18 protein-coding genes are annotated in these 22,330 nt (G+C 51.9%); 4 read left to right on the top strand and 14 right to left on the bottom strand.

Annotation, left to right across the window (positions count from 1 at the left end; all coding sequences use genetic code 11):
* Nucleotides 1–143: 143 nt before the first annotated feature.
* A complete protein-coding gene (yjdN, locus tag HU143_RS20605; protein WP_001131301.1) occupies nt 144–587 on the bottom strand; it encodes a VOC family metalloprotein YjdN in 444 nt (147 codons plus the stop codon).
* Between the two features lie 119 nt (nt 588–706).
* Nucleotides 707–1,042 (bottom strand): zinc ribbon domain-containing protein YjdM, encoded by a 336-nt coding sequence (locus HU143_RS20600; protein ID WP_000056482.1) that lies wholly within the window; start codon nt 1,040–1,042, stop codon nt 707–709.
* A gap of 467 nt (nt 1,043–1,509) precedes the next feature.
* Here HU143_RS20600 and proP point away from each other — a divergent pair, with 467 nt between their 5' ends.
* Both proP and pmrR read left to right on the top strand, forming a co-directional pair.
* Nucleotides 1,510–3,012, top strand: coding sequence for a glycine betaine/L-proline transporter ProP (gene proP, locus HU143_RS20595; RefSeq protein ID WP_000919710.1), 1,503 nt, complete (start codon nt 1,510–1,512; stop codon nt 3,010–3,012).
* A 69-nt stretch (nt 3,013–3,081) separates the two neighbouring features.
* On the top strand, nt 3,082–3,171 hold the full coding sequence (gene pmrR / locus HU143_RS20590; RefSeq protein WP_000844397.1) for an LpxT activity modulator PmrR: 90 nt from the start codon (nt 3,082–3,084) through the stop codon (nt 3,169–3,171).
* A 7-nt stretch (nt 3,172–3,178) separates the two neighbouring features.
* Here the strand turns inward: pmrR and pmrB are convergent, their stop codons facing one another.
* The 7 genes from pmrB to melR all read right to left on the bottom strand — a co-directional run bounded on the left by pmrB (nt 3,179) and on the right by melR (nt 12,669).
* Nucleotides 3,179–4,249, bottom strand: coding sequence for a two-component system sensor histidine kinase PmrB (pmrB, locus tag HU143_RS20585; RefSeq protein ID WP_077909995.1), 1,071 nt, complete (start codon nt 4,247–4,249; stop codon nt 3,179–3,181).
* A gap of 9 nt (nt 4,250–4,258) precedes the next feature.
* A complete protein-coding gene (gene pmrA, locus HU143_RS20580) occupies nt 4,259–4,927 on the bottom strand; it encodes a two-component system response regulator PmrA (RefSeq protein ID WP_000697894.1) in 669 nt (222 codons plus the stop codon).
* Complete coding sequence (gene eptA, locus HU143_RS20575) at nt 4,924–6,567, bottom strand: phosphoethanolamine transferase EptA (protein ID WP_023227451.1); 1,644 nt, start codon at nt 6,565–6,567, stop codon at nt 4,924–4,926. The genes pmrA and eptA overlap by 4 nt, the downstream gene beginning before the upstream one ends.
* A gap of 133 nt (nt 6,568–6,700) precedes the next feature.
* The gene (gene adiC / locus HU143_RS20570) at nt 6,701–8,038 is read right to left on the bottom strand and encodes an arginine/agmatine antiporter (RefSeq protein WP_000093130.1); all 1,338 of its coding nucleotides are present in this window, start codon (nt 8,036–8,038) and stop codon (nt 6,701–6,703) included.
* 139 nt (nt 8,039–8,177) lie between these two features.
* Entirely contained in the window at nt 8,178–8,939 is a 762-nt protein-coding gene (locus HU143_RS20565) for an AraC family transcriptional regulator (RefSeq protein ID WP_001217074.1), read from the bottom strand.
* Nucleotides 8,940–9,236: 297 nt separating this feature from the next.
* The gene (gene adiA / locus HU143_RS20560) at nt 9,237–11,504 is read right to left on the bottom strand and encodes an arginine decarboxylase (protein ID WP_088759405.1); all 2,268 of its coding nucleotides are present in this window, start codon (nt 11,502–11,504) and stop codon (nt 9,237–9,239) included.
* Nucleotides 11,505–11,736: 232 nt separating this feature from the next.
* Entirely contained in the window at nt 11,737–12,669 is a 933-nt protein-coding gene (gene melR / locus HU143_RS20555; RefSeq protein WP_000106992.1) for a transcriptional regulator MelR, read from the bottom strand.
* Between the two features lie 268 nt (nt 12,670–12,937).
* Between melR and melA the strand changes: the two genes are divergently transcribed.
* Both melA and melB read left to right on the top strand, forming a co-directional pair.
* Nucleotides 12,938–14,293: an alpha-galactosidase gene (gene melA / locus HU143_RS20550; protein ID WP_001534541.1), complete on the top strand. Its 1,356-nt coding sequence runs from the start codon at nt 12,938–12,940 to the stop codon at nt 14,291–14,293.
* Between the two features lie 83 nt (nt 14,294–14,376).
* Complete coding sequence (gene melB, locus HU143_RS20545; protein ID WP_023227453.1) at nt 14,377–15,807, top strand: melibiose:sodium transporter MelB; 1,431 nt, start codon at nt 14,377–14,379, stop codon at nt 15,805–15,807.
* 97 nt (nt 15,808–15,904) lie between these two features.
* On the opposite strand, the gene fumA is transcribed toward melB, so the two are convergent.
* From fumA to HU143_RS20520, 5 genes are all read right to left on the bottom strand, one after another.
* Nucleotides 15,905–17,551, bottom strand: a complete 1,647-nt coding sequence (gene fumA / locus HU143_RS20540; protein WP_000037190.1) for a class I fumarate hydratase FumA — start codon at nt 17,549–17,551, stop codon at nt 15,905–15,907.
* Nucleotides 17,552–17,646: 95 nt separating this feature from the next.
* Entirely contained in the window at nt 17,647–18,987 is a 1,341-nt protein-coding gene (gene dcuB, locus HU143_RS20535; RefSeq protein ID WP_000899149.1) for an anaerobic C4-dicarboxylate transporter DcuB, read from the bottom strand.
* Between the two features lie 146 nt (nt 18,988–19,133).
* Nucleotides 19,134–19,400 (bottom strand): hypothetical protein, encoded by a 267-nt coding sequence (locus HU143_RS20530; protein ID WP_010989095.1) that lies wholly within the window; start codon nt 19,398–19,400, stop codon nt 19,134–19,136.
* 316 nt (nt 19,401–19,716) lie between these two features.
* Entirely contained in the window at nt 19,717–20,436 is a 720-nt protein-coding gene (dcuR, locus tag HU143_RS20525; RefSeq protein ID WP_000611307.1) for a two-component system response regulator DcuR, read from the bottom strand.
* Nucleotides 20,433–22,064 (bottom strand): sensor histidine kinase, encoded by a 1,632-nt coding sequence (locus HU143_RS20520; RefSeq protein ID WP_000682911.1) that lies wholly within the window; start codon nt 22,062–22,064, stop codon nt 20,433–20,435. Before HU143_RS20520 ends, dcuR begins: the two co-directional genes overlap by 4 nt.
* Nucleotides 22,065–22,330 lie beyond the last annotated feature (266 nt).

The following is a 22,330-nucleotide window of genomic DNA, read 5'->3' as shown; positions in this document are numbered from 1 at the left end:
CCCGACGCTTCATCAGGATCAACCATCTTTCGCCAGACTGTAGCAAACTACCGTCATTATTTATTCTATGGCAGCTAAACGGCGGATAACGTGCAGCCAAAGATCACTCTGATGGCAAGGGGGAGGGCGAGCCTCCCGGGGAGTTAGGTGGCAGGCTGATGTTTAACCACGTTAATCATCCACGGCACCCCGAAACGATCGCTGACCTTGCCGAAACCCTGCGCCCAGAAAGTCTCCTGCCAGTCCATTTCGATTTGCCCTTGTGCGGCAAGGTTATCAAACCAGCGCTTCCCTTCTGCTACATCCTGGGTATCAAGCACCAGCGTAAAGCCGGAATAATGCGCCGTTCCCGACGCGCTGGCATCACTCATCATGATATCGCTGCCCGCAATGCGCATGTTGGCGTGGGCGATAGCAGTATCGGGAAAGCGCATTCCTGACGGGCAGCCCTCTTCGTTATCCGCCGCCGAGGGGGGCATTTCACCGAAGCTGAGTTTATAAAGCAGTTCTGCGCCTAACGTTTGTTGATAATACGCGATGGCGTCGGCACAGTTGCCGGCAAAAGAGAGATAGGGACTTAACGGCATGATGGTTACCTCAGGTAAGAGATGCTCGTTAAGTGTAGTTCGAAATTGGCACAATATTGTCGGTGGCAGGGCCGCTCAGGCCCGGTAAGCGAGGCGCTACCGGGCAATGACGCGGTAAATCAGTTCTTTTTCACGAACTCGGATTTCAGTTTCATCGGGCCAAAACCATCGATTTTGCAGTCGATGTTATGGTCGCCTTCAACCAGACGAATGTTCTTCACTTTGGTGCCGATTTTCAGCATGGAAGAGCTGCCTTTTACTTTCAGATCTTTCACGATGGTGACGCTATCGCCGTCCGCCAGCAGGTTGCCGTTGGCGTCTTTGACAATCAGCTCATCGCTCTCCTGAGCGGGTTCCGCATCGTTCCATTCGTGAGCGCATTCCGGGCAGATGAACATGCCGTTATCTTCGTAGGTATATTCGGAGTTACATTGCGGGCAGTGGGGTAATGACATGTTGGTATCCTCAAAAAGTCAGCGGGGGCAAACGCGCCCAAAAATGGCAGATCGCCGAAAAAGGCCGCAATTATACACAAAATCCTTAGTGTTGTCGGGACTATTGCCGCTTTTATAAAAGGGGCTGCGCCACGCCAGTCAGCAATGGTTTACACTCGAATAACCGCTTTTTTACTGCCACCACAGCGCATTAGGGCGTCCTTGTTTACACCTTTTGACCAAATTGACATATATGTGTGAAGTTGATCACATATTTAAACCCTGTTAGGGTAAAAAGGTCATTAACTGCCCATTCAGGCGTCAACAGGTTCGGTTGTACAGTCCGTAACCGGACAGTGTAAGTAAACCTGCTACGCTTGTATGAGGGATAGCGTTCGCGCCCCTCCCTCCGCTCGACGGCGACGCTGGCGCGGTATGCCAGTGCCCGCCGTATATAGCGCTACAGGGCTTAGCCTATGAGGACAGCTATGCTGAAAAGGAAAAAAATAAAACCGATTACACTGGGCGATGTGACCATCATTGATGATGGTAAACTTCGCAAAGCGATTACCGCCGCCTCGCTGGGCAACGCGATGGAGTGGTTTGATTTTGGTGTTTATGGATTTGTTGCCTACGCGTTGGGTAAAGTCTTTTTCCCCGGCGCCGATCCCAGCGTCCAGATGATTGCCGCGCTGGCCACGTTTTCCGTTCCCTTCCTGATTCGTCCGCTCGGCGGGTTATTCTTTGGTATGCTCGGCGATAAATACGGGCGCCAGAAGATCCTGGCGATCACGATTGTGATTATGTCGATCAGTACCTTCTGTATCGGGTTAATCCCCTCTTACGCGACGATCGGTATCTGGGCGCCAATACTGTTGTTGCTGTGTAAAATGGCGCAGGGCTTCTCGGTTGGCGGGGAATATACCGGCGCGTCGATCTTTGTCGCGGAATATTCGCCGGATCGTAAACGCGGATTTATGGGAAGCTGGCTGGATTTTGGTTCCATCGCCGGGTTCGTGCTGGGCGCGGGCGTGGTGGTCTTGATCTCAACGATTGTCGGCGAGGAGAATTTCCTTGAGTGGGGTTGGCGTATTCCGTTCTTTATCGCCCTGCCATTGGGGATTATTGGTCTCTACTTACGCCATGCGCTGGAGGAGACGCCAGCGTTTCAGCAGCACGTGGATAAACTGGAGCAGGGCGACCGCGAAGGGTTGCAGGATGGGCCGAAAGTCTCCTTTAAAGAGATCGCCACCAAACACTGGCGTAGCCTGTTGTCATGTATCGGTCTGGTGATTGCCACCAACGTGACCTACTACATGCTGCTCACCTACATGCCGAGCTACCTGTCGCATAACCTGCACTATTCTGAAGATCACGGCGTGTTGATTATCATCGCCATTATGATCGGGATGCTGTTTGTGCAGCCGGTGATGGGGCTGCTGAGCGACCGTTTCGGTCGTCGTCCGTTTGTGATTATGGGCAGCATTGCGCTGTTCGCGCTGGCGATCCCGGCCTTCATCCTGATTAACAGTAACGTTATTGGCCTGATTTTTGCCGGTTTGTTGATGCTGGCGGTGATTCTGAACTGCTTTACCGGGGTGATGGCCTCGACATTGCCGGCGATGTTTCCGACGCATATTCGTTACAGCGCGCTGGCGGCGGCTTTTAATATCTCTGTATTGATTGCCGGTCTGACGCCAACGCTGGCGGCCTGGCTGGTGGAAAGCTCGCAGGATCTGATGATGCCGGCGTATTATTTGATGGTCATCGCGGTGATAGGCTTGATTACCGGTATTTCCATGAAAGAGACGGCCAATCGTCCGCTAAAAGGCGCAACGCCAGCGGCGTCGGACATTCAGGAAGCGAAGGAAATTCTGGGCGAGCATTACGATAATATTGAGCAGAAAATCGACGACATCGATCAGGAAATTGCGGAGCTGCAGGTCAAACGTTCGCGTCTGGTACAGCAACATCCGCGTATCGATGAATAAATTTCGCGCTTAAGGTTCGCTTAATCTCTCGCGGGCATACTCTCCTCCATACCTTTGGAGGAGAGCGTCATGAAAAGCTATATTTATAAAAGTTTGACGACCCTGTGTAGTATGCTGATTGTCAGCAGTTTTATCTATGTGTGGGTCACGACGTATTAAACGCCTGTTATGCCTTTTTCAACAGCACCCAGGCACGGGTGCCTGTTCTTTCCATACGGTTTTGCAGGAAAAACTGTCCCTGATGTAGCTGGGTGATGCGGCTGACGATACTCAGCCCCAGGCCAATTCCGCCATAACGGCTGTCCATCCGCACGAACGCTTCGCTTAGCTTCCCGCATTTGCTTTCATCAATACCCGGCCCCTCGTCTTCGACCGCCATAATAGCGTCGGGGTCGGCGCTAATGTGGATAGTGATATGGGTTCCTTCAGGGCTATAGCGATGCGCGTTTTCCACCAGATTTCGCAGCAGCATACGCAGTAACGTCGCGTCACCGCGCACTACCACGTCCGCCGCACTTTCCGGCAGCAACAGAGTTTGCTGGCGCGTTTCCAGCATGGTGTTCAGCTCATCGTAGGAAGGGAGGATCACATCTTCCAGCAGTTTTACTTCCTGATAATTCCCGGAAGAGAATGACTGACCCACGCGCGCCAGTTGCAGAAGCTGGGAGACGCTATCCATCATCTGGTCAAGACGGGCGATAAGCGGCGCGACATCAACATTGTGGGTTTTTGACAATAATTCCAGATGCAAACGCACCCCCGACAGCGGCGTGCGTAGCTCATGGGCCACATCGGCGGTAAAAAGGCGTTCATTGTCGAGCGTGGTGGTCAAACGCGTAACCAGTTGATTGATCGCCGAGACGACGGACTCAATCTCAAGCGTGGAGCTGTGAATGGCGATTGGCGCCAGATTATCCGCCGTCCGCGCTTCCAGCTCTTTTTGCAGTTCGGCGAGCGGACGGGTAATACGCCGTACCGCCTGGTAACAAATTAGCAGCGTCAGGCTAACCATAAATACGCCGGGGACGATCAGGCTGGCGACCGCCTCGCGAATTTCGTGCATGATATGGCGATCGTTATTGCGATTATCCCGCAGCGCCTGCTCGAACAGTTGGATTTGCTCAGTGCTTTCATGCCATAACCAGAAGGTACTGATTAGCTGGAACACCAGCAGAATAAGACCAATTGTCAGCGTTAAACGCTGGCGAAGGGTCATCGCTCTTCGCTGAAAACGCATCAGGCTCACTTAGCTTTCCTCAGTGGCAACCAGCATGTAGCCAAACCCGCGAACCGTGCGAATGCGCGACTTGCCGACTTTGTCGCGCAAATTATGTATATGCACTTCCAGAGTGTTGGTCGAGGGTTCGTTATCCCAGTTGTAGATATCGTTATAAAGAATTTCCCGGTGCACCGGACTGCCTGCCTTGAGCATCAATCGTGAGAGCAGCGCGTACTCCTTAGGCGTCAGGGTCAGTTCCTGTCCATCCCTCCATGCCTGATGGCGGCCTATATTGAGCGTCAGATTGCCAACCGTCAGTTCACTTTCACCCTGGTTATTATGGCGGCGCAGCAACGCGCGGATGCGAGCGTGCAGCTCCTCCAGGGCGAAGGGTTTTACCAGATAATCATCTGCGCCGACATCCAGCCCGCTAATGCGGTCGTTGAGCGTATCGCGGGCGGTCAGAATGAGTACCGGCAGGGTGTATTTTTTCTGTCGGATTCGCGTCAGGAAATGCAGGCCATCCTCATCGGGCAGCCCTAAATCCAGCACCATCAGACTGTAATGACCAGACTCCAGACTATGCTCGGCGGCACGCGCTGTCGAAACGCCATCACACGCATAGCCTTCGGTTTGCGCGGCGAGTATTAACCCCTGTAATAATAGCGTGTCGTCTTCAACAATCAGTATCTTCATTCGCTTAGTCTCCTGCACGGTTGCAGAATATCATCTGCGGCCTGGTAATACGTCGTTTGTACGCCGGTTAATCCCAGCATGGTTGAGAAAAGATTGTCCTGTGAATAATCCAGCGTGCTCGCCCGTTTTTGCAGGCAGGCCTGATCCACCTGATAACGCTGTTGATAATCTTTAGAAAGCCAAATGAGCATCGGGACATGTTTTTGCGTATCCGGCGCAATGGAATACGGCAGACCGTGTAAATAAACGCCATTTTCACCCAATGATTCGCCGTGATCGGAAAGATAGACCAGGCTGGTTGTGAATTTATCCTGATGGGATTTCAGCAGGTTAATGGCTTTATCCACAATATAGTCCACGTACAGCACAGTATTATCATAGGTGTTGATCAACTGCTGTTGGGAACAGTTCTGAATTTCGTTCGTGTCACAGGTTGGGGTAAATTTTTTAAACTGCGGTGGATAACGGTTGTAATAGGTTGGGCCGTGGCTGCCGATGGTATGTAATACAATAACGCCATCGCCTTTCAAATGGTCGATATAGTCTTCCAGACCGTGAAATAACACTTCATCGTAGCACTCGCCGTCGATACACTGTCCGGGCAGGTTTAGCTCGGTGACATTTTGATGCGGAACGCGATCGCATGCGCCTTTACAGCCGCCGTCATTATCATTCCACAGTACGTTAATCCCCGCGCGCTGGATAATATCCAGCAGCCCTTCCTGGTGATGCGCCAGCTCTTCGTCATAATGTTTGCGCGGCATATCAGAAAACATGCAGGGAACGGAGATCGCGGTCGCCGTACCGCAAGAGGTGGTATGCGGGAAGTAGATCACATCGTCTTTCGCCAGCCGCGGATTGGTGTCGCGCGGATAGCCGCCAAGAGAGAAATCATCGCCGCGCGAGGTTTCGCCAACGATGAGAATCGTCAGGTTTTTGCGATCGCCTTTCAGCATTAATGGATTGCGATGGGCATCCTCGCCAATGCGTACCAGCGGCAAATTCGCCAGCCGTTGATGCGAATACCATGACCAACTGGCGACAATACTGTTCGATGGGCTTAACGCTTTGATCAACTGTTTATTATTTCGAAATAGCGAGGCGTAATCTTTATAGAAAAAGGCGGCGACCAGAATAACTAATAAAATAGAGATCAGGACGCTGGCCAGGCGGTAAAGCCCGCTCCGTAAGCGCGGCGTCGCCGGACGGATTTTGACCCAGAAGGCAATCACGGCTGCCAGAATGCCGCTTAATCCCAGCGTCAGCACCATTTGCGGCGTCATCAGCGCAAAGGTTTCCGCGGGCGTGGTATCCATCATATTGGCGATCATGGAGCGATCGATGATGATGCCGTAAGTCAAAATAAAATACTGCGCGGCAGCGCCGACCAGAATAAAAACGCAGGCCAGCAGTCGGTTTAGCCAAATAAATGAGGCCAGCGTCAGCACACTATTGACCACGCTAAACGCGACGACCGGCATGGAAATAAACACCAGCACATTGCGCAGCGAGTTTAACGGTAGGTCTTGTAGTACCTGCTTGTAGAACGCAATGTTCAGGCAGACGGCAATATAAAAGGAAAAAAGCAGAAGCCAGGCGATTTGCCCAAGAACAGGTCTTTTAAGAAAGCGCTTTAACATGTTGATGCGTCCATCGATTCGGTGACGCTAATCGTGACAAAGTAAAATTAAGTGAACCTTAAGAACTTAATGTTGGTGGTGGCCGGATAACCTGCGCTATCCGGCCTGTTGCGATAACATTAACTACACGTGGTCAATCCTGTTTAACCGGCGCATCCAGCGGATACGGGTTTTTGTGAATGCGGTTGTAGTTCAACGCATACAGCGCGGTGATCACCATCAACGTGACGAACGACCACATCACTTCTTTGGCGCCGGAACCGATGACCGCCCAGATGCAATACACAAACGCGACGAAGGTAATCAGCAGATACAGCGGGCGCGCTTTACCAAAGTGACCGTGGCCCAATAGCAACAGCGCGGCACAGGTGTAAAGATAAGGCACCAGGGTGAAGATAACCGACACGGAGGAGACCAGACCAAACTCTTTCGCGGCGTTCGGCGACATACTGCTGAACTGGAAGATAGTCATCAGCACGCCGACGATAAGCAACCCAGCCACTGGCGTACCGGCTTTATTAACCCGTGCGAAGATTGGCGGGAAGAGACCATCGTCCGCCGCCGCTTTTGCGGTTTGACCGGCAAGCAGCGTCCAGCCGCCGAGAGAGCCCAGGCAACCTGCTGCCGCACAGAAGGAAACAATAGCCCCTGCGGTATCGCCCAGCGCCATACGCGCCGCGTCACCGAAAGGCGATGCCGACACGCGCAGCGCCGCGTTGGGGATCATCCCCATAATCGCCGTTGTGGAGAGCACATAGCAGACGGCGGCGATCAGTACCCCGCCGATGGTGGCGATAGGCACATTGCGTTTCGGGTTTTTGACCACCCCGGCCGCAACGGAGGCGCTTTCTACCCCGATGAATGACCACAGCGTAACGTTCAACGTGCTTTGAATTGCGCCGAAGGTATTCATGCCGCTCACGTTCCAGGCCGCCATATAGGTTTCGCCTTTAAACCAGAACCAGCCGAAGACCGCAATCCCTACGATAGGCACCAGCGCCAGTACGGTGGCGACGGCCTGTACGCGGGTAATCATTTTCGGCCCTACGATGTTCAGCAGAACAAAAATCCACAGCACCGCGACGCAGGTAAGCGTTAATACCAGCGGATCTTTCAGAATCGGGAAGAAATAGCTCAGATAGCCGACGCCGATAACGACCATCGCGATATTACCGATCCAGCATGCCAGCCAGTACAGCACGTTCGTTTGATAGCCCAAAAACGGCCCGAAGCAGCGGCGTGCGTAGGCATAGGAACCGCCGGGACTGGGATCTAAGGACGACATTTTGGCATAAACCATCGACAGCGCCAGGGCGCCGATGATAGTGACCAGCCATCCGTAGATTGCAATCCCGCCAGTGGCCGCCAGGTTGGCAGGGAGTAAGAATACCCCTGAACCCATAATATTCCCCGATACCATTAAGGTGACGGGGATTAGGCCCACTTTGTGAGCATCAGCATCCGAAGACATAATTTGGACTCCTGAAAAGGTGACTTCGTTACGATAAATTACGTCGTATCATACCCCCTCAGAATGCCGCTGAATTATATCGGAGACGGGTTATCGCCAATGCTGTTATTATCGTGTCTTATCGTTGAGTGTAGAAAAATTAGGCAGCCGATCGTTCCCGATGTTGGCTAACATAATGCAGGGGGGTCATACCATAAAACTCTTTAAACACGGAAATAAAGTACGATGTGCTGTTATACCCACACAGCTGTGAGACTTGAGAGATATTCTTTCCGTCCATTAATAATTGGTTTACGGCATAACGCATTCGGCAGGTCGTGATTATTTGGCTATAACTGGTATTCTCGTTTTTGAGCTTTTTCTTTAACAAGCTTGGACTCAGGCACAGGCAGCTGGCAACGGCGCTCAGATTCCAGTCTTTATGAATATCGCTCTGAATGATGTGGTAAACGCTGTCACTGATGCGGCTGCGCAGCATGTGCATTAACAAAGAAATAAATTTTTTGTGGTCAAGAAAGCGGGATAAAACGGTGAAAAGGAGCGCACGGGTACGTTCACTAACAATTTCATCCGGTGCTTCCATCGCGCTGTAGCGGGCGGCGACCCTGAAGATATCCGGCGTCAGACAGTTGGCGGTCAATAAGGGATCGGCGTTGCGTTGCCAGACGGGAAGGTGTGAGAGATCTTTATTCAGGAATTGTAAATAGTCTTTAATATTATTGCGACTCACTTGTATTACTAGCACGCTATTTAATGATGAAATGTCAATAACGTTATTTTCACAAGCCAGAATGGCCATATGATTCGCTTTTAAACTGATTGGCTCCTTACCATTTACTCGTAACCATGTATCTTTTTCGGTTAATAACACTATGCAAGGCTCGTTGCTGCAAATCCTCATACCCGAACTCCTGGAATATGAACATAAAAGACCGGATCTCGCCAAACGGGAGAGATAACGGGGACTGAGTCAATTGTGTGATGAATTGAAACTGCACTAAAATAACTTTCCTGAATAATATTACAATATTTGTACGATGAATTAGGGTGTACAAAAAGTTGTACGCGAGTGGCAACTTGTCATTTTTGTATAAAAAAAGCGCGGGATGGGGCCCGCACAAAAAGGTATGACAGTATTATTGTTTTGCAGCAATACTCAGGGAATACATGCCATCCTCAAAAAAAAGACTCTTTGTGATTAGGCTTTCACGCACATAACGTGATATACGCCATCAATAATTTCCGTGCCTTCGGTTTCATGCTCAAAGCCAGGGAAGTGATGATCCCAGGATTGCAGTGAGCGTAAGTAACCCACCTGCGGACTGTTTTCATCGCCAAAGTTTTCACCGGAGAGCAGCATCGGGATTCCTGGCGGGTAAGGAATAACGGAGTTCGCCGCAATGCGACCCGGTAGATTTTCAATCGCCACCATTTCAATATTGTCGTTCACAATCGCGTTGTAGGCGTCGCGCGGGGTAATCTCCGCAACCGGCAGGGTGGAATAGGCGGCATTGAGACGGGCGCCCGGGTTATTTTCACGTAGCCAGGCAAACATTTTATCGCCCAGGTCATGAATACCCATGTTCGCGTAAGTGTCAGGATAATCCTGCACCAGTTCCGGCATCACCTGCGCCAGCGGCGTATTCGCGTCGTAATGATGTTTGAAGGAGCACAGCGTGTTGATCAGCGTTCCCCATTTCCCGCGAGTTACCCCCATGGAGAACAGGAACATAATCTGAAAGTCGGTGGTGCGGGTCGGCACGATACCGTGGCGGCCAAGCCATGCTGTGACCAGCGCAGCAGGTACGCCGGATGCTTCCAGTTCGCCATCGTCGCCCATACCCGGCGCCAGGATACTGACTTTAATCGGGTCCAGCATACTCCAGTTATCCGGCAGGTCTTTAAAGCCGTGCCAGGTTTCCCCGGGGCGCATGACCCAGCAGTTCTGGTCGGTTGCCAGCAGTTTTGCCGGCGCGTCGGCGAAGTCATACGTTTTACCGGTTTGTGGATCGGTGACGACGTCTTTATTCCACGGTTTAAAGAACCAGTCGCCTTCATCGGTAAACTCTTTATAAAGACGCGCCATCGCCTGACGGAAATCAACCGCTTCGTCAATCACCTCTTGAGTCAGGGACAGGCCGCTGTTACCGTCCATCATCGATACCGCCACATCGTTGGATGCGCAGATGGCATATAACGGAGAGGTGGTGGCATGCATCATATATGCCTGGTTGAAGCGGGAGAAATTCACCGCGCCACGGCCTTCACGGACGTGAATGTAGGAAGCTTGTGAAAGCGCATTCAGTAGTTTGTGTGTGGAGTGGGTGGCAAACACGGTCGGACCGTTATGGTCGCCTGGCTCGCCGCGCATCGCGTAGTGATCGCAATAAATCGGGTTGAAGCGCGCATAGCCGTACCATGCTTCGTCGAAGTGAATGCGATCGCTGGTTTTTGCCAGCAGATCCTGCGCCTCTTTGGCGTTATAGCATACGCCGTCATAGGTACAGTTGGTCACTACGCTGTAAGACGGTTTCTGTCCGGCTTTAGTTTTGGTCAGCGGGCTGGTGCTGATTTTTTTCTGCAAGGTTTCAGGCTGCATTTCCTGCGGGTAGATTGGCCCGATAATGCCGTAACGGTTACGGCTTGGCACCATATATACCGGTTTGGCCCCAGTGAGGATCAGCCCCTGCTCGATGGATTTATGGCAGTTACGATCCAGTACAACGACATCATTATCCGTCATACAGGCCTGCATAATAGTACGGTTAGAACCTGAGGTCCCGACAACCACGGACCAGGAGCGGTCAGCACCGAATACGCGGGCGGCATTTTTCTCGCTTTCGCCAAACGCGCCGGTATGGTCGAGGAGTGAACCGAGCGTGGTACGCTCAATCCCCATATCGCTGCGGAACAGGTTTTCGCCATAATAATCGTGATAAAAGCGACCGGCAGGCGTTTTAGTGAAACCGACGCCGCCCTGGTGTCCCGGCGCCGCCCATGAATATTCATGAATGTCGCTGTATTTCATCAACGCGTTAAACAGCGGCGGTAACAGTTGCTGGCGATACCGGGTCATGGCGGCAACAGCGCGTCCGGCGATAAAGTCAGCGGTGTCTTCCAGAATCCAGGCGAATTCATCGACAAGCTCCAGCAGGTCGCGGTCCAGCGATGCCGTCGCTTTTTCCCTGTCGCCTAACAGGAAAACGGGCACGTTTTGCTGACGCTCGTGAAGCTTACCGATCAATTGCCTGACGCTCAGGTGCTCATCCGGTTGTTCCATTTGGTAGCTAAACATCAGACAGTCAATGGCTTCGTTCGCGGACAAGATGGCATAGCCGTCATCGAAGGATGTCGATTTAATGACGGTAACATTTTGTTGGCTCAAGGCATCCGCCAGACGCTCAACCGCGTTGCCAACCCAGGTGTCCTGATGCAGAAACTCACTTTCAACAATTAATACTTTCATCATCTTTTACCCGGTTGTGGAGGTCGTGCAATTTACGCCTTGCCGACCCGCCGTATGAATGTGACGTGGGCAAGTATTACCCCGTCAAATAGGGGGTGTAAAGTGATGGAATAATGGTCAGTTATTGATATTATTTTTTAATAAACAATGGGTTAATTATTGATAGCGAGCGATTTCACCCGCCGTTTATCGACAGGTGAATTATTTTTTTGGCTGATAGTGGTATCCGGCTTTAGCCGGGCATCGTCTGGCGTCGTTGCTGGCTAAGCTTGCGGTATTGTTGCGGCGACATGCCGACAAATTTGCTAAAAGTACTGTAAAAACGGCTGCTGGATCGGAACCCGGCAGTCAGAGCGACATCGAGGATCGTTTTGTCAGTATCGCTCAATAAGGCACGTACGTGATTGATGCGCATCGCCGTGATGTACTGCTTCATCGTCAATTGCATAACCCGCTGGAATATCCCCATCGCGTAATTAGCATTGAGTTTGACATGCTCCGCGACGTCGTTAATGGTGAGCGCCTGATCGTAGTTATCGGCAATAAATCCCAGCATCTGGCTTACGTAAAACTGCGCATGGCGTGAGACGCTATTCTTGTGGGTGCGTGATGTTTTATTGAGCAAAATGGGTTGCCAGCCGGAAAGGCTAAAGCGTTTAAGCATCAGGCCGATTTCATCGATCGCCAACTGGCGAATTTGCTCATTCGGGCTGCTTGTTTCCTGCTGCCAGCGCAACACTTCAAAGGTGCTAAGCTGCTGGGTCGCCAGTGATTTAACCACCATCCCGTGCGTGACATGGTTGATAAGATCGCGATCCAGCGGCCAGGAGAGAAACAGGTGCATCGGCAAACTGAAAATCGCCATCTGGCGGCAGTTGCCGGGGCGGGTAAGCTGGTGTGGCGTACAGGCCCAAAACAGGGTGATATGCCCCTGCTTTATCTGCACGACTTCATTGTTGATTAAATACTCCACATCGCCGTCAAACGGAACATTCACTTCTACTTGCCCATGCCAGTGACTGCTGGCCATTCTGTGCGGCGGCCTCAGTTCAACGTCCAGTCGTTGATATTCGGAATAGAGCGACAGCGGGCTACGGGTTTGCTTTTCATCGCCGTTGCACATGTGCGGGTCGGGCGGGAGGAGGGATATTGCTTGCGTACTCATCGTCACTCCATTTCCTGAATTATCAGAATTATGCCCCTTTAGCCGGGAGGAAACCGGGAATCCGGACACAGAATCCGTCGATATTATAGAGCGTAGCCTGACTATCAGGCCGAATACTCTGCTTTTTACGCCATTTTGTCCCAAAAACTCAGATCTCCCGCGCGCCAGCATACGATCTGAGTTTTCGGGAATGCTCATCGGGGAAGACGGAGGTTTTCACCGGGAACGCGTGCCACCATGAAGGTGTTCACTACTGTTCTGGAGAGTCATGATGACGGCACCCAAAATTACCTTTATCGGCGCAGGTTCTACGATTTTCGTTAAAAATATCCTCGGCGATGTGTTTCATCGCGAGGCGCTAAAATCAGCGCATGTCGCCCTGATGGATATTGACGAAACCCGGCTGGAAGAGTCGCACATTGTGGTACGGAAACTGATGGACTCAGCGGGCGCTTCTGGCCGGATTACCTGCCATACCCACCAGAAAGCGGCGCTACAGGATGCGGATTTCGTGGTGGTCGCCTTTCAGATTGGCGGCTATGAACCCTGCACCGTGACCGATTTTGAGGTTTGTAAGCGTCATGGCCTGGAACAGACGATCGCCGATACGCTGGGGCCGGGCGGCATTATGCGCGCGCTGCGGACTATCCCGCATCTGTGGCGGATTTGCGAAGACATGATGGAAGTCTGTCCGAAGGCCACCATGCTCAATTACGTCAACCCGATGGCGATGAATACCTGGGCGATGTATGCCCGTTATCCGCATATCAAACAGGTCGGCCTGTGCCATTCGGTACAGGGAACAGCGGAAGAACTGGCGCGCGACCTGAATATCGATCCCGCCTCGCTGCGCTACCGCTGCGCCGGCATTAACCACATGGCGTTTTACCTCGAACTGGAGCGCAAAACGGCTGACGGGACTTATGTCGATCTCTATCCTGAATTGCTGGCGGCCTATGACGCCGGACAGGCGCCGAAGCCCAATATTCACGGCAATGAACGCTGCCAGAACATTGTGCGCTATGAGATGTTCAAAAAGTTGGGCTACTTCGTCACCGAATCATCAGAGCATTTTGCCGAGTACACGCCGTGGTTTATTAAACCGGGACGCGAGGATCTGATTGCACGTTACAAGGTGCCGCTGGATGAATATCCGAAACGCTGCGTAGAACAACTGGCGAACTGGCATAAAGAGCTGGAGGAGTATAAAACCGCCGAGCGTATCGACATCAAACCGTCCCGCGAGTACGCCAGTACCATTATGAACGCTCTGTGGACCGGCGAGCCGAGCGTGATTTACGGCAATGTGCGTAACGAGGGGCTGATTGATAACCTGCCGCAGGGAAGCTGCGTGGAAGTGGCTTGTCTGGTGGATGCCAACGGCATTCAACCGACGAAGGTGGGGACGATCCCTTCTCATCTGGCGGCGATGATGCAGACCAACATCAACGTGCAAACGCTGTTGACCGAAGCCATCCTCACGGAAAACCGCGATCGCGTGTATCACGCGGCGATGATGGACCCTCATACCGCAGCGGTGCTGGGTATCGAAGAAATCTATGCGTTGGTTGACGATCTGATCGCCGCGCATGGCGACTGGCTTCCGGCCTGGTTACGCCGTTAATCTCCAGCCGCGCTGGACGGCAGATCCGGCGTTTAACCTCTACTAACAGAAGGCGGGCGCTGGTAACAGCGACCCGGTACCCTATGAGCATCTCTCTGACAACAAAGCTGAGTTACGGGTTCGGTGCGTTTGGTAAGGATTTCGCCATCGGCATTGTGTATATGTACCTGATGTATTACTACACCGATGTGGTGGGACTCTCGGTCGGCCTCGTCGGCACCCTCTTTCTGGTCGCGCGAATCTGGGATGCGATAAACGATCCCATCATGGGATGGATTGTCAACGCCACGCGTTCGCGGTGGGGGAAATTTAAGCCGTGGATATTGATCGGCACCTTAACCAATTCGCTGGTGCTTTTCCTGCTGTTCAGCGCCCATCTTTTTGAGGGAACCGCGCAGGTTGTGTTTGTCTGCGTAACCTACATCCTGTGGGGCATGACGTATACCATTATGGATATCCCATTTTGGTCGCTGGTGCCGACCATTACGCTTGATAAGCGAGAACGCGAACAACTGGTGCCGTTCCCGCGTTTCTTCGCCAGTCTGGCTGGCTTCGTCACTGCCGGTATAACGCTGCCGTTTGTGAACTACGTTGGCGGGGCGGATCGTGGGTTCGGCTTTCAGATGTTTACGCTGGTACTGATTGCGTTCTTTATCGCCTCGACTATCGTGACATTACGCAACGTACATGAGGTGTACTCCTCCGACAACGGTGTAACGGCAGGCCGCCCACATCTGACGTTAAAAACGATCGTTGGATTGATATACAAAAACGATCAGCTCTCTTGCCTGTTGGGAATGGCGCTGGCGTATAACATTGCCTCCAATATTATCAATGGCTTTGCGATCTACTACTTCACCTATGTGATTGGCGATGCCGATCTTTTTCCCTATTACCTTTCTTACGCCGGCGCGGCGAATCTGCTGACGCTGATTGTCTTCCCCCGGCTGGTGAAAATGTTATCGCGGCGGATATTGTGGGCGGGCGCCTCCGTGATGCCCGTTCTGAGTTGCGCAGGGCTCTTCGCGATGGCGTTGGCGGATGTCCATAATGCCGCTTTAATCGTGGCGGCGGGTATTTTCCTGAATATCGGGACCGCGCTCTTTTGGGTGCTTCAGGTAATCATGGTGGCGGATACGGTCGATTATGGGGAATTTAAGCTCAATATTCGCTGCGAGAGTATCGCTTATTCCGTACAGACGATGGTTGTGAAGGGCGGCTCGGCGTTTGCGGCGTTCTTTATCGCTCTGGTGCTGGGGCTGATTGGCTACACGCCGAACGTGGCGCAGTCTGCGCAAACCCTGCAGGGGATGCAGTTTATTATGATTGTCCTGCCGGTACTGTTTTTCATGATGACGTTGGTTCTCTACTTCCGCTACTACCGTTTGAATGGCGACATGCTGCGCAAGATTCAGATCCACCTGCTGGATAAATACCGGAAAACGCCGCCATTCGTCGAACAGCCGGATAGCCCGGCGATTTCTGTGGTAGCGACCAGCGATGTAAAAGTGTGAGCATGGTCTCTCGTGCAGGCCGGATAAGCCGGATAAGCGTAGCGCCATCCGGCAATTAACCGATAACGCGGCCCGGGAGAACGCCGGGCCTGCCAGGTTATTTCGCGCAGTTAGCGCACTGTTTGCTGACAATCTGCTGGAAGAAATCGTTGCCTTTATCATCCACCAGGATAAAGGCCGGGAAATCTTCTACTTCAATTTTCCAGATAGCTTCCATGCCGAGTTCCGGATACTCGACACACTCCAGATGCTTAATGCTCTGCTGTGCCAGAACCGCCGCCGGGCCGCCGATACTGCCCAAATAAAAGCCGCCATGTTTTTTACAGGCATCCGTGACCTGCTGACTACGGTTGCCTTTCGCCAGCATGATCATACTGCCGCCGTGGGATTGCAGCAGATCGACATAAGAGTCCATTCGACCTGCGGTGGTGGGGCCTAATGAACCAGATGGATAACCTGCCGGGGTTTTTGCCGGACCTGCGTAATAGATGGGATGGTCTTTAATATACTGCGGCAGGTCTTCGCCGGATTCAATACGCTCTTTTAGCTTCGCGTGGGCGATATCGCGACCTACGATAATGGTGCCCGTCAGCGACAGGCGAGTCGAGACCGGGTACTGCGATAGCTGGGCGAGGATCTCTTTCATCGGACGGTTGAGATCGACTTTCACCGCGTCGCCTTCGCCCGCCTGACGCAGCGCTGGCGGAATATACTGGCCCGGATTGTGTTCCAGTTTTTCGATCCAGATGCCTTCGCGGTTGATTTTCGCTTTGATGTTACGGTCTGCCGAGCAGGAGACGCCCATCCCCACCGGACAGGAAGCGCCGTGACGCGGCAGGCGAATTACGCGAATATCGTGGGCGAAATATTTCCCGCCGAACTGGGCGCCGAGGCCAAGTTTTTGCGCTTCTTCCAGCAGTTCCTGTTCCAGGTGGAGATCGCGGAATGCCTGGCCGTGCTCGTTACCTTCCGTCGGCAGCGCGTCGTAATAGTGGGTGCTGGCGAGTTTAACGGTTTTCAGCGTGCTTTCCGCCGAGGTGCCGCCAATGACAAAGGCGATATGGTATGGCGGACAGGCCGCGGTGCCCAGCGTGCGCATTTTCTCAACGAGGAAGTTTTTCAGCTTGCCTGGGGTGAGCAGCGCTTTGGTCTCCTGATAGAGATACGTTTTGTTTGCTGAACCGCCGCCTTTCGCCACGCAAAGGAACTTGTACTCGTCGCCATCGACGGCATAGAGATCGATTTGCGCTGGCAGGTTGCTGCCGGTATTGACCTCTTTGTACATATCCAGCGGTGCGTTCTGCGAGTAGCGCAGGTTATCTTCGATATAGGTATTAAACACGCCTTTGGAGAGCGCGGCTTCATCACCGCCGCCCGTCCAGACGCGTTGGCCTTTTTTACCCATGATAATCGCCGTGCCGGTATCCTGGCAGGTCGGCAGAATGCCTTTGGCGGCGATTTCGGAGTTTCTCAGGAATTGCAACGCCACATATTTGTCGTTTTCGCTGGCTTCGGGGTCATGGAGAATGGCGGCGACTTGCTGCTGGTGTTCAGGACGGAGCATAAAAGACGCATCATGGAAGGCCTGCTGAGCCAGCAACGTTAACGCCTGCGGCTCAACGTTGAGGATAGATTCTCCATTGAATTCACTGACGCTGACATAATCGGAGGTGAGCAGATAATACTCTGTTTTGTCCTCTCCCATCGGGAAAGGCGCCTGATAGATAAACTCTTTTTTCGACATGTGCTTCCAGCCTAATAGTAAGAAAATGTATTAAGAGACTCATGGGCCAGGCTCTAAGTCGCGCGCCGCGCATAACTTGGCGGCGCGCGCGGCCATTACAGGAATCCGTACATTGCGGCAAAGATCCAGCCAAAGACGCAGGAGACGCTCACGCCAATCAAACCCGGCAGAATGAAGCTGTGGTTAATGACGAAGCGACCAATACGGGTTGTGCCGGAACGGTCAAACTGAATCGCCGCCAGATCGCTTGGGTAGGTCGGCAGGATATAGTAGCCATAACATGCCGGCGCAGAGGCCACGATATACGCCGGATCGACACCGATAGCCAGCGCGACGGGAACAATCGCCGCCAGCGCCGCTGCCTGGGAGTTAACAAACTTGGAGACCAGAAGCAGAACGATGGCATAGGCCCACGGATACTCTTTGACCATTTCGCCCAGCACGCCCTGAATTTCCGACATATGCGCGCCGAACATGGTTTCCGCCATCCAGGCGATCCCGTATACCGCGACAATCGCAATCATACCGGAACGAAAAACTTCGTTTTTTGAGATAGACGCAGGATTGGTTTTGGTCAGAATGATAATGAGCGCCCCGGTCAGCAGCATGAACATCTGAATGACCAGCACCATCGACAACGGTTTGCCGCCGAAGGTTGGACGTAAGTCGGAGTCCGCGCCCAGGAGAGCGACCACGGCAATAGCCGCCAGGAAGATCCACATCGCCAGCCAGTTGCTTTTCGGCAGTTTTTTATCCAGCAGCGTCGCGGTATCGCCGTACACGTACTGACGGTTTTCCGGTACGGAAATAAATTTCTGAAACGCTTCGTCTTTATCCAGATCTTTACCGCGGAACCAACTAAAAATACCGATTGCCAGGATACCGAGCAGGGTAGACGGGATGGTGATCGACAGCAGATCGAGGAACTCCAGATGTTTTCCGTCAAATGTCACGTTGCCCAGCATCGCTACCAGAGAAACAACGGCGACGGAAACCGGACTGGCGATGATACCCATTTGCGCGCCGATAGAACTGGCCGCCATTGGACGTTCCGGACGGATATTATTCTTGATCGCCACGTCATAGATAATCGGCAAAATGGTGTAGACCACGTGGCCTGTCCCACACAGAATCGTCAGGGTACAGGTGACGAACGGCGCCACAATAGAGACGTATTTGGGGTTGCGACGCAGCAGCTTTTCGGCAATCTGCAACATCACATCCAGTCCGCCTGACGCCTGCAACGTTGCCGACGCGGCGACTACCGCGATAATGACCAGCATTACGTCAACGGGCGGTTTACCTGGCTGGAGATGGAAAACAAACACCAGAATGACCAGACCGATACCGCCCAACAACCCGAGCGCGATCCCGCCCTTTCGGGCGCCATAAAACAGACATATTAATATTATGAGAAGCTGTATACTAAATAACATTTTTATTTATCCTCGCGATAAACCCAGTCAATTTTGATAAATGGATCACAGCCATCTTCTGATTTGTGTGAATGAACATCAGGAAATGGCGAATATTCAATGCGCCAGTGGCGACGATTAACGATTAAGCTTTTTACAGAGTTGCTTTAAGTAATTATTTTCTTGCGATGGTGATGTTCAGAGGGAAGCACCCTCTGGCGATGGGCAGGCGGAGTCAGCGAGAGCAGTAAATTATGATTTGTCTGTTTTAAAAACAGGCGTTTATTATTTGATTTTTGTGTCTCGCCATCAGGTAAATCACGAGATAAATCGAACAGCATGTGACTTATGTGATCATTGTCACGCCATTTTTTTAAATTATTAGTATGGCGTGTGGAGACGCGTATCTGCTCACCAATATACGTATTGTCCATAGGCGTAGCACAAGCTCCATTGCTACAAACATAATTTTATTTAAGTGTCAGGAAAATTCCGGACAAATCCCTTTTTTAATAAAAATACACACTCTCGGCATGGGATAATACTTAATTAACTTTTGTTAGCGTTTTGAAATTAAAAACAGCGCAGAGCGCTGTAATAATAGAAAATAACGTTAACAGGCCTGGGGTGAGTATATTTGATCTGACACAATTTCCCAGGTTTGTTATTAATGTGATAGCGTTTTTATTGGCATTGTTATAATAAATGTTACCAGGATATAACGCTTCGCGTCGGCTTTATGCGGTATCCTTACTGACAATATTGTTTCAGTAAAGAGTAATGTTCCGGCTGAACGCGGTAGCGGTAAACCGGCCTGCCGGTCACGCCGTAATGAATACTGGTAAACAAGATATGGCAATTCACCAGCCAGATGAGATATTTACGGCAGGAGACGCGCGAGATATTCACTTCGTTGGCCAACTCGTCGGTAGAAAATTCCTGCTCCTGATGCGCATCAATCCACTGGCATAAGGTGCGTAGCGTTTGCTGCGTCAGCCCTTTTGGTAGCCGACGAGGCTCCTGCTCGCTGGATGAATTACCGTGAATGAGCAGGTCAAGCTCAGACTGTTCGTAATACTGGCGTTTTTCCATCGCCGTTTTCTTACGTAGCCAGCCGGTCAGCGCTTCTTCAAAGCGCGTGGCCTGAAAAGGCTTGATCAGATAATCCACCACGCCGTAGTGAAGCGAATCTTTAATGGTGGCGGCGTCAGCGGCAGAAGAAATGACAATAACGTCGCTTTTGCAGCCTGCGCTGTGCAGGACAGGCAGCAGATCCAATCCGTTTTCCTGCTGCATGTAGATATCCAGCAGGATTAGGTCAATGTGATTTTCACTGTTGAAGATAAACTCTTTCGCTTTTTCCAGCGTCGAAGCGGTTCCACAACAATGAAAACCGGAGATTTGCGCGACATAGCGGCGATTTAACTCCGCGACCATCGCATCGTCATCGACAATTAATACATTGATCATAGGCTGGTCCTTTTTCCATCCCAGGGTAACTGTACAAAAAATTGTGTGAAGATCCCAGGCTCGGACTCCACGGAAATTACGCCGCCAAGCGCTTCAACCTGCTGTTTAACCAGCGCTAAACCGACGCCGCGTTCGGCGCCTTTCGACGAGACGCCTTTTTCAAAAATCGCCTCGATGCGCTCAGGTTCGATACCCGGACCGTCATCGCTCACTTCGCAATGCAGCCAGCCATGACGGTAGTGTAACGAGACGCTGATTTCGCCGCCGGATTCCTGGCTCAACGCTTCCAGCGCGTTTTCAATCAAATTACCCAGCGCCGTAATCAGCACCGTAACCTGATCTTCATTGTTATTATCCGGTAACTGGCTGTCGCTGCTTATCACCAGGCTGTGCCCGAAATCAGAGGCGCGGGTAATCTTACTGAGCAAAAAGCCAGCGATAATCGGCGACTTTATTTTACCCAGCAGCAAACCGATCTCTTCCTGATAGTTATTGGCCGTCTTGATAATATACGCTTCAAGCTGCTTATAACTCTTCAGGTGCAATAATCCCAGAATCACATGTAATTTGTTCATGAATTCGTGGGATCGTTCACGGAGCGCATCCGCGTAGTTCACCATCCCGTCCAACCGCTGCATCAGTTGGCGAACTTCTGTTTTATCCCTGAAGGTGGATATCGCGCCGATAATTTCGCCATTGCTGCGCACCGGAACGGTATTCACCAGCAGCAGGCGGCCTTTGACGATGATCTCTTCATCGCGGCGCGGCGTACCGTCACGCAACACTTCGCTAATGTCCACCACCTGCGACCAGGCATGACTCAGGGTGGATAATCTGGCGTCATCCTGCGTTTTTCGATAATCGAGCAGCGCCTGCGCCGCATGGTTAATCAACGTGACTTCGCCGCTATCATCCACGGCGATAACGCCCTCTTTGATTGACTGCAGCATCGCCTGGCGTTGTTCAAACAGGGTTGAGATCTCATAGGGTTCGAGGCCAAACAGGATACGTTTCAGCACCTTGACCAGCGCATACGTGCCTAATAACCCCACCAGAGCGCCGAACAGAATGGACCAGATAATACTGCCGCGGCTATTGTTGATCTGCTGCGTAACGTGACTGAGTTCCAGGCCAATCGCTACCACGCCGATCTGCCGGTGGTGTTCATCATAAACCGGTGTGAAAACGCGCAGCGCTTTGGCAAGAAAGCCGCGATTAATGGCAACGTTTTCCTTTCCCTGCAGCGCGAGCAGAATGTCATCGCCTTTGAACGGTTGGCCGATTCGCTGCGTTTCTGGGTGCGAATAACGGATGCCCTGCATGTTGGTCACCACAATAAACAAAAAGCCATTATGCTGGCTCACCGCTTCGGCGAGCGTCTGAATGCCGCTTTCCGCAGGCGGTTTTTTCAGCCCCTCGCGAACTGCCGGAGAGTCCGCCAGCGAGCGAGCCACCGCCAGCGCTTTATCTGCCAGCGCGTCGCGCGTCATGCTGCTGATTTGCGAAAAATAGATCAGATGGACCACAACGAGCACCGAAAACAAAACGGCGCTGACCATCAGAATGACGGTAGTGCCGAGTTTCATGGGGCGTTTGCGTAACGCCCGGCATGGCAGGGAGTGTTTCATAGTGGACCTGAGCGGACGAATCGTAAGGTTATTATCCCTGATGAGGCGTCTAATTCAAAGGCATAGGCGATGTTGCTCCAGTGTTGAAAAGCCCGTCTTGCCTTGCAGGGCGCGCTACCTGCTCATGTCGTTAATTAATATCGCCGGATACCGTGATGGGTAATTTATTTTCATCAGAATTACATAAAATAATTTTTCATTAATTTTTATAATAACGTATGCGGTATCACATTTTATTTTTACTGACGTTCAGAATGCGTTTGATC

Source organism: Salmonella sp. SJTUF14076 (assembly GCF_015534835.1).
Taxonomy (GTDB): domain Bacteria; phylum Pseudomonadota; class Gammaproteobacteria; order Enterobacterales; family Enterobacteriaceae; genus Salmonella; species Salmonella enterica.
This window is presented reverse-complemented; position numbering and strand designations above follow the sequence as displayed.

What these genes read in the sequence shown, in the direction of transcription:
- dcuR (WP_000611307.1), bottom strand. Translation starts at nt 20,436, where the DNA reads ATGATCAATGTATTAATTGTCGATGACGATGCGATGGTCGCGGAGTTA.
- melB (WP_023227453.1), top strand. Translation starts at nt 14,377, where the DNA reads ATGAGCATCTCTCTGACAACAAAGCTGAGTTACGGGTTCGGTGCGTTT.
- melR (WP_000106992.1), bottom strand. Translation starts at nt 12,669, where the DNA reads ATGAGTACGCAAGCAATATCCCTCCTCCCGCCCGACCCGCACATGTGC.
- melA (WP_001534541.1), top strand. Translation starts at nt 12,938, where the DNA reads ATGATGACGGCACCCAAAATTACCTTTATCGGCGCAGGTTCTACGATT.
- HU143_RS20530 (WP_010989095.1), bottom strand. Translation starts at nt 19,400, where the DNA reads ATGGACAATACGTATATTGGTGAGCAGATACGCGTCTCCACACGCCAT.
- yjdN (WP_001131301.1), bottom strand. Translation starts at nt 587, where the DNA reads ATGCCGTTAAGTCCCTATCTCTCTTTTGCCGGCAACTGTGCCGACGCC.
- adiA (WP_088759405.1), bottom strand. Translation starts at nt 11,504, where the DNA reads ATGAAAGTATTAATTGTTGAAAGTGAGTTTCTGCATCAGGACACCTGG.
- eptA (WP_023227451.1), bottom strand. Translation starts at nt 6,567, where the DNA reads ATGTTAAAGCGCTTTCTTAAAAGACCTGTTCTTGGGCAAATCGCCTGG.
- HU143_RS20520 (WP_000682911.1), bottom strand. Translation starts at nt 22,064, where the DNA reads ATGAAACACTCCCTGCCATGCCGGGCGTTACGCAAACGCCCCATGAAA.
- pmrR (WP_000844397.1), top strand. Translation starts at nt 3,082, where the DNA reads ATGAAAAGCTATATTTATAAAAGTTTGACGACCCTGTGTAGTATGCTG.
- adiC (WP_000093130.1), bottom strand. Translation starts at nt 8,038, where the DNA reads ATGTCTTCGGATGCTGATGCTCACAAAGTGGGCCTAATCCCCGTCACC.
- pmrB (WP_077909995.1), bottom strand. Translation starts at nt 4,249, where the DNA reads ATGCGTTTTCAGCGAAGAGCGATGACCCTTCGCCAGCGTTTAACGCTG.
- fumA (WP_000037190.1), bottom strand. Translation starts at nt 17,551, where the DNA reads ATGTCGAAAAAAGAGTTTATCTATCAGGCGCCTTTCCCGATGGGAGAG.
- pmrA (WP_000697894.1), bottom strand. Translation starts at nt 4,927, where the DNA reads ATGAAGATACTGATTGTTGAAGACGACACGCTATTATTACAGGGGTTA.
- HU143_RS20565 (WP_001217074.1), bottom strand. Translation starts at nt 8,939, where the DNA reads ATGAGGATTTGCAGCAACGAGCCTTGCATAGTGTTATTAACCGAAAAA.
- proP (WP_000919710.1), top strand. Translation starts at nt 1,510, where the DNA reads ATGCTGAAAAGGAAAAAAATAAAACCGATTACACTGGGCGATGTGACC.
- dcuB (WP_000899149.1), bottom strand. Translation starts at nt 18,987, where the DNA reads ATGTTATTTAGTATACAGCTTCTCATAATATTAATATGTCTGTTTTAT.
- HU143_RS20600 (WP_000056482.1), bottom strand. Translation starts at nt 1,042, where the DNA reads ATGTCATTACCCCACTGCCCGCAATGTAACTCCGAATATACCTACGAA.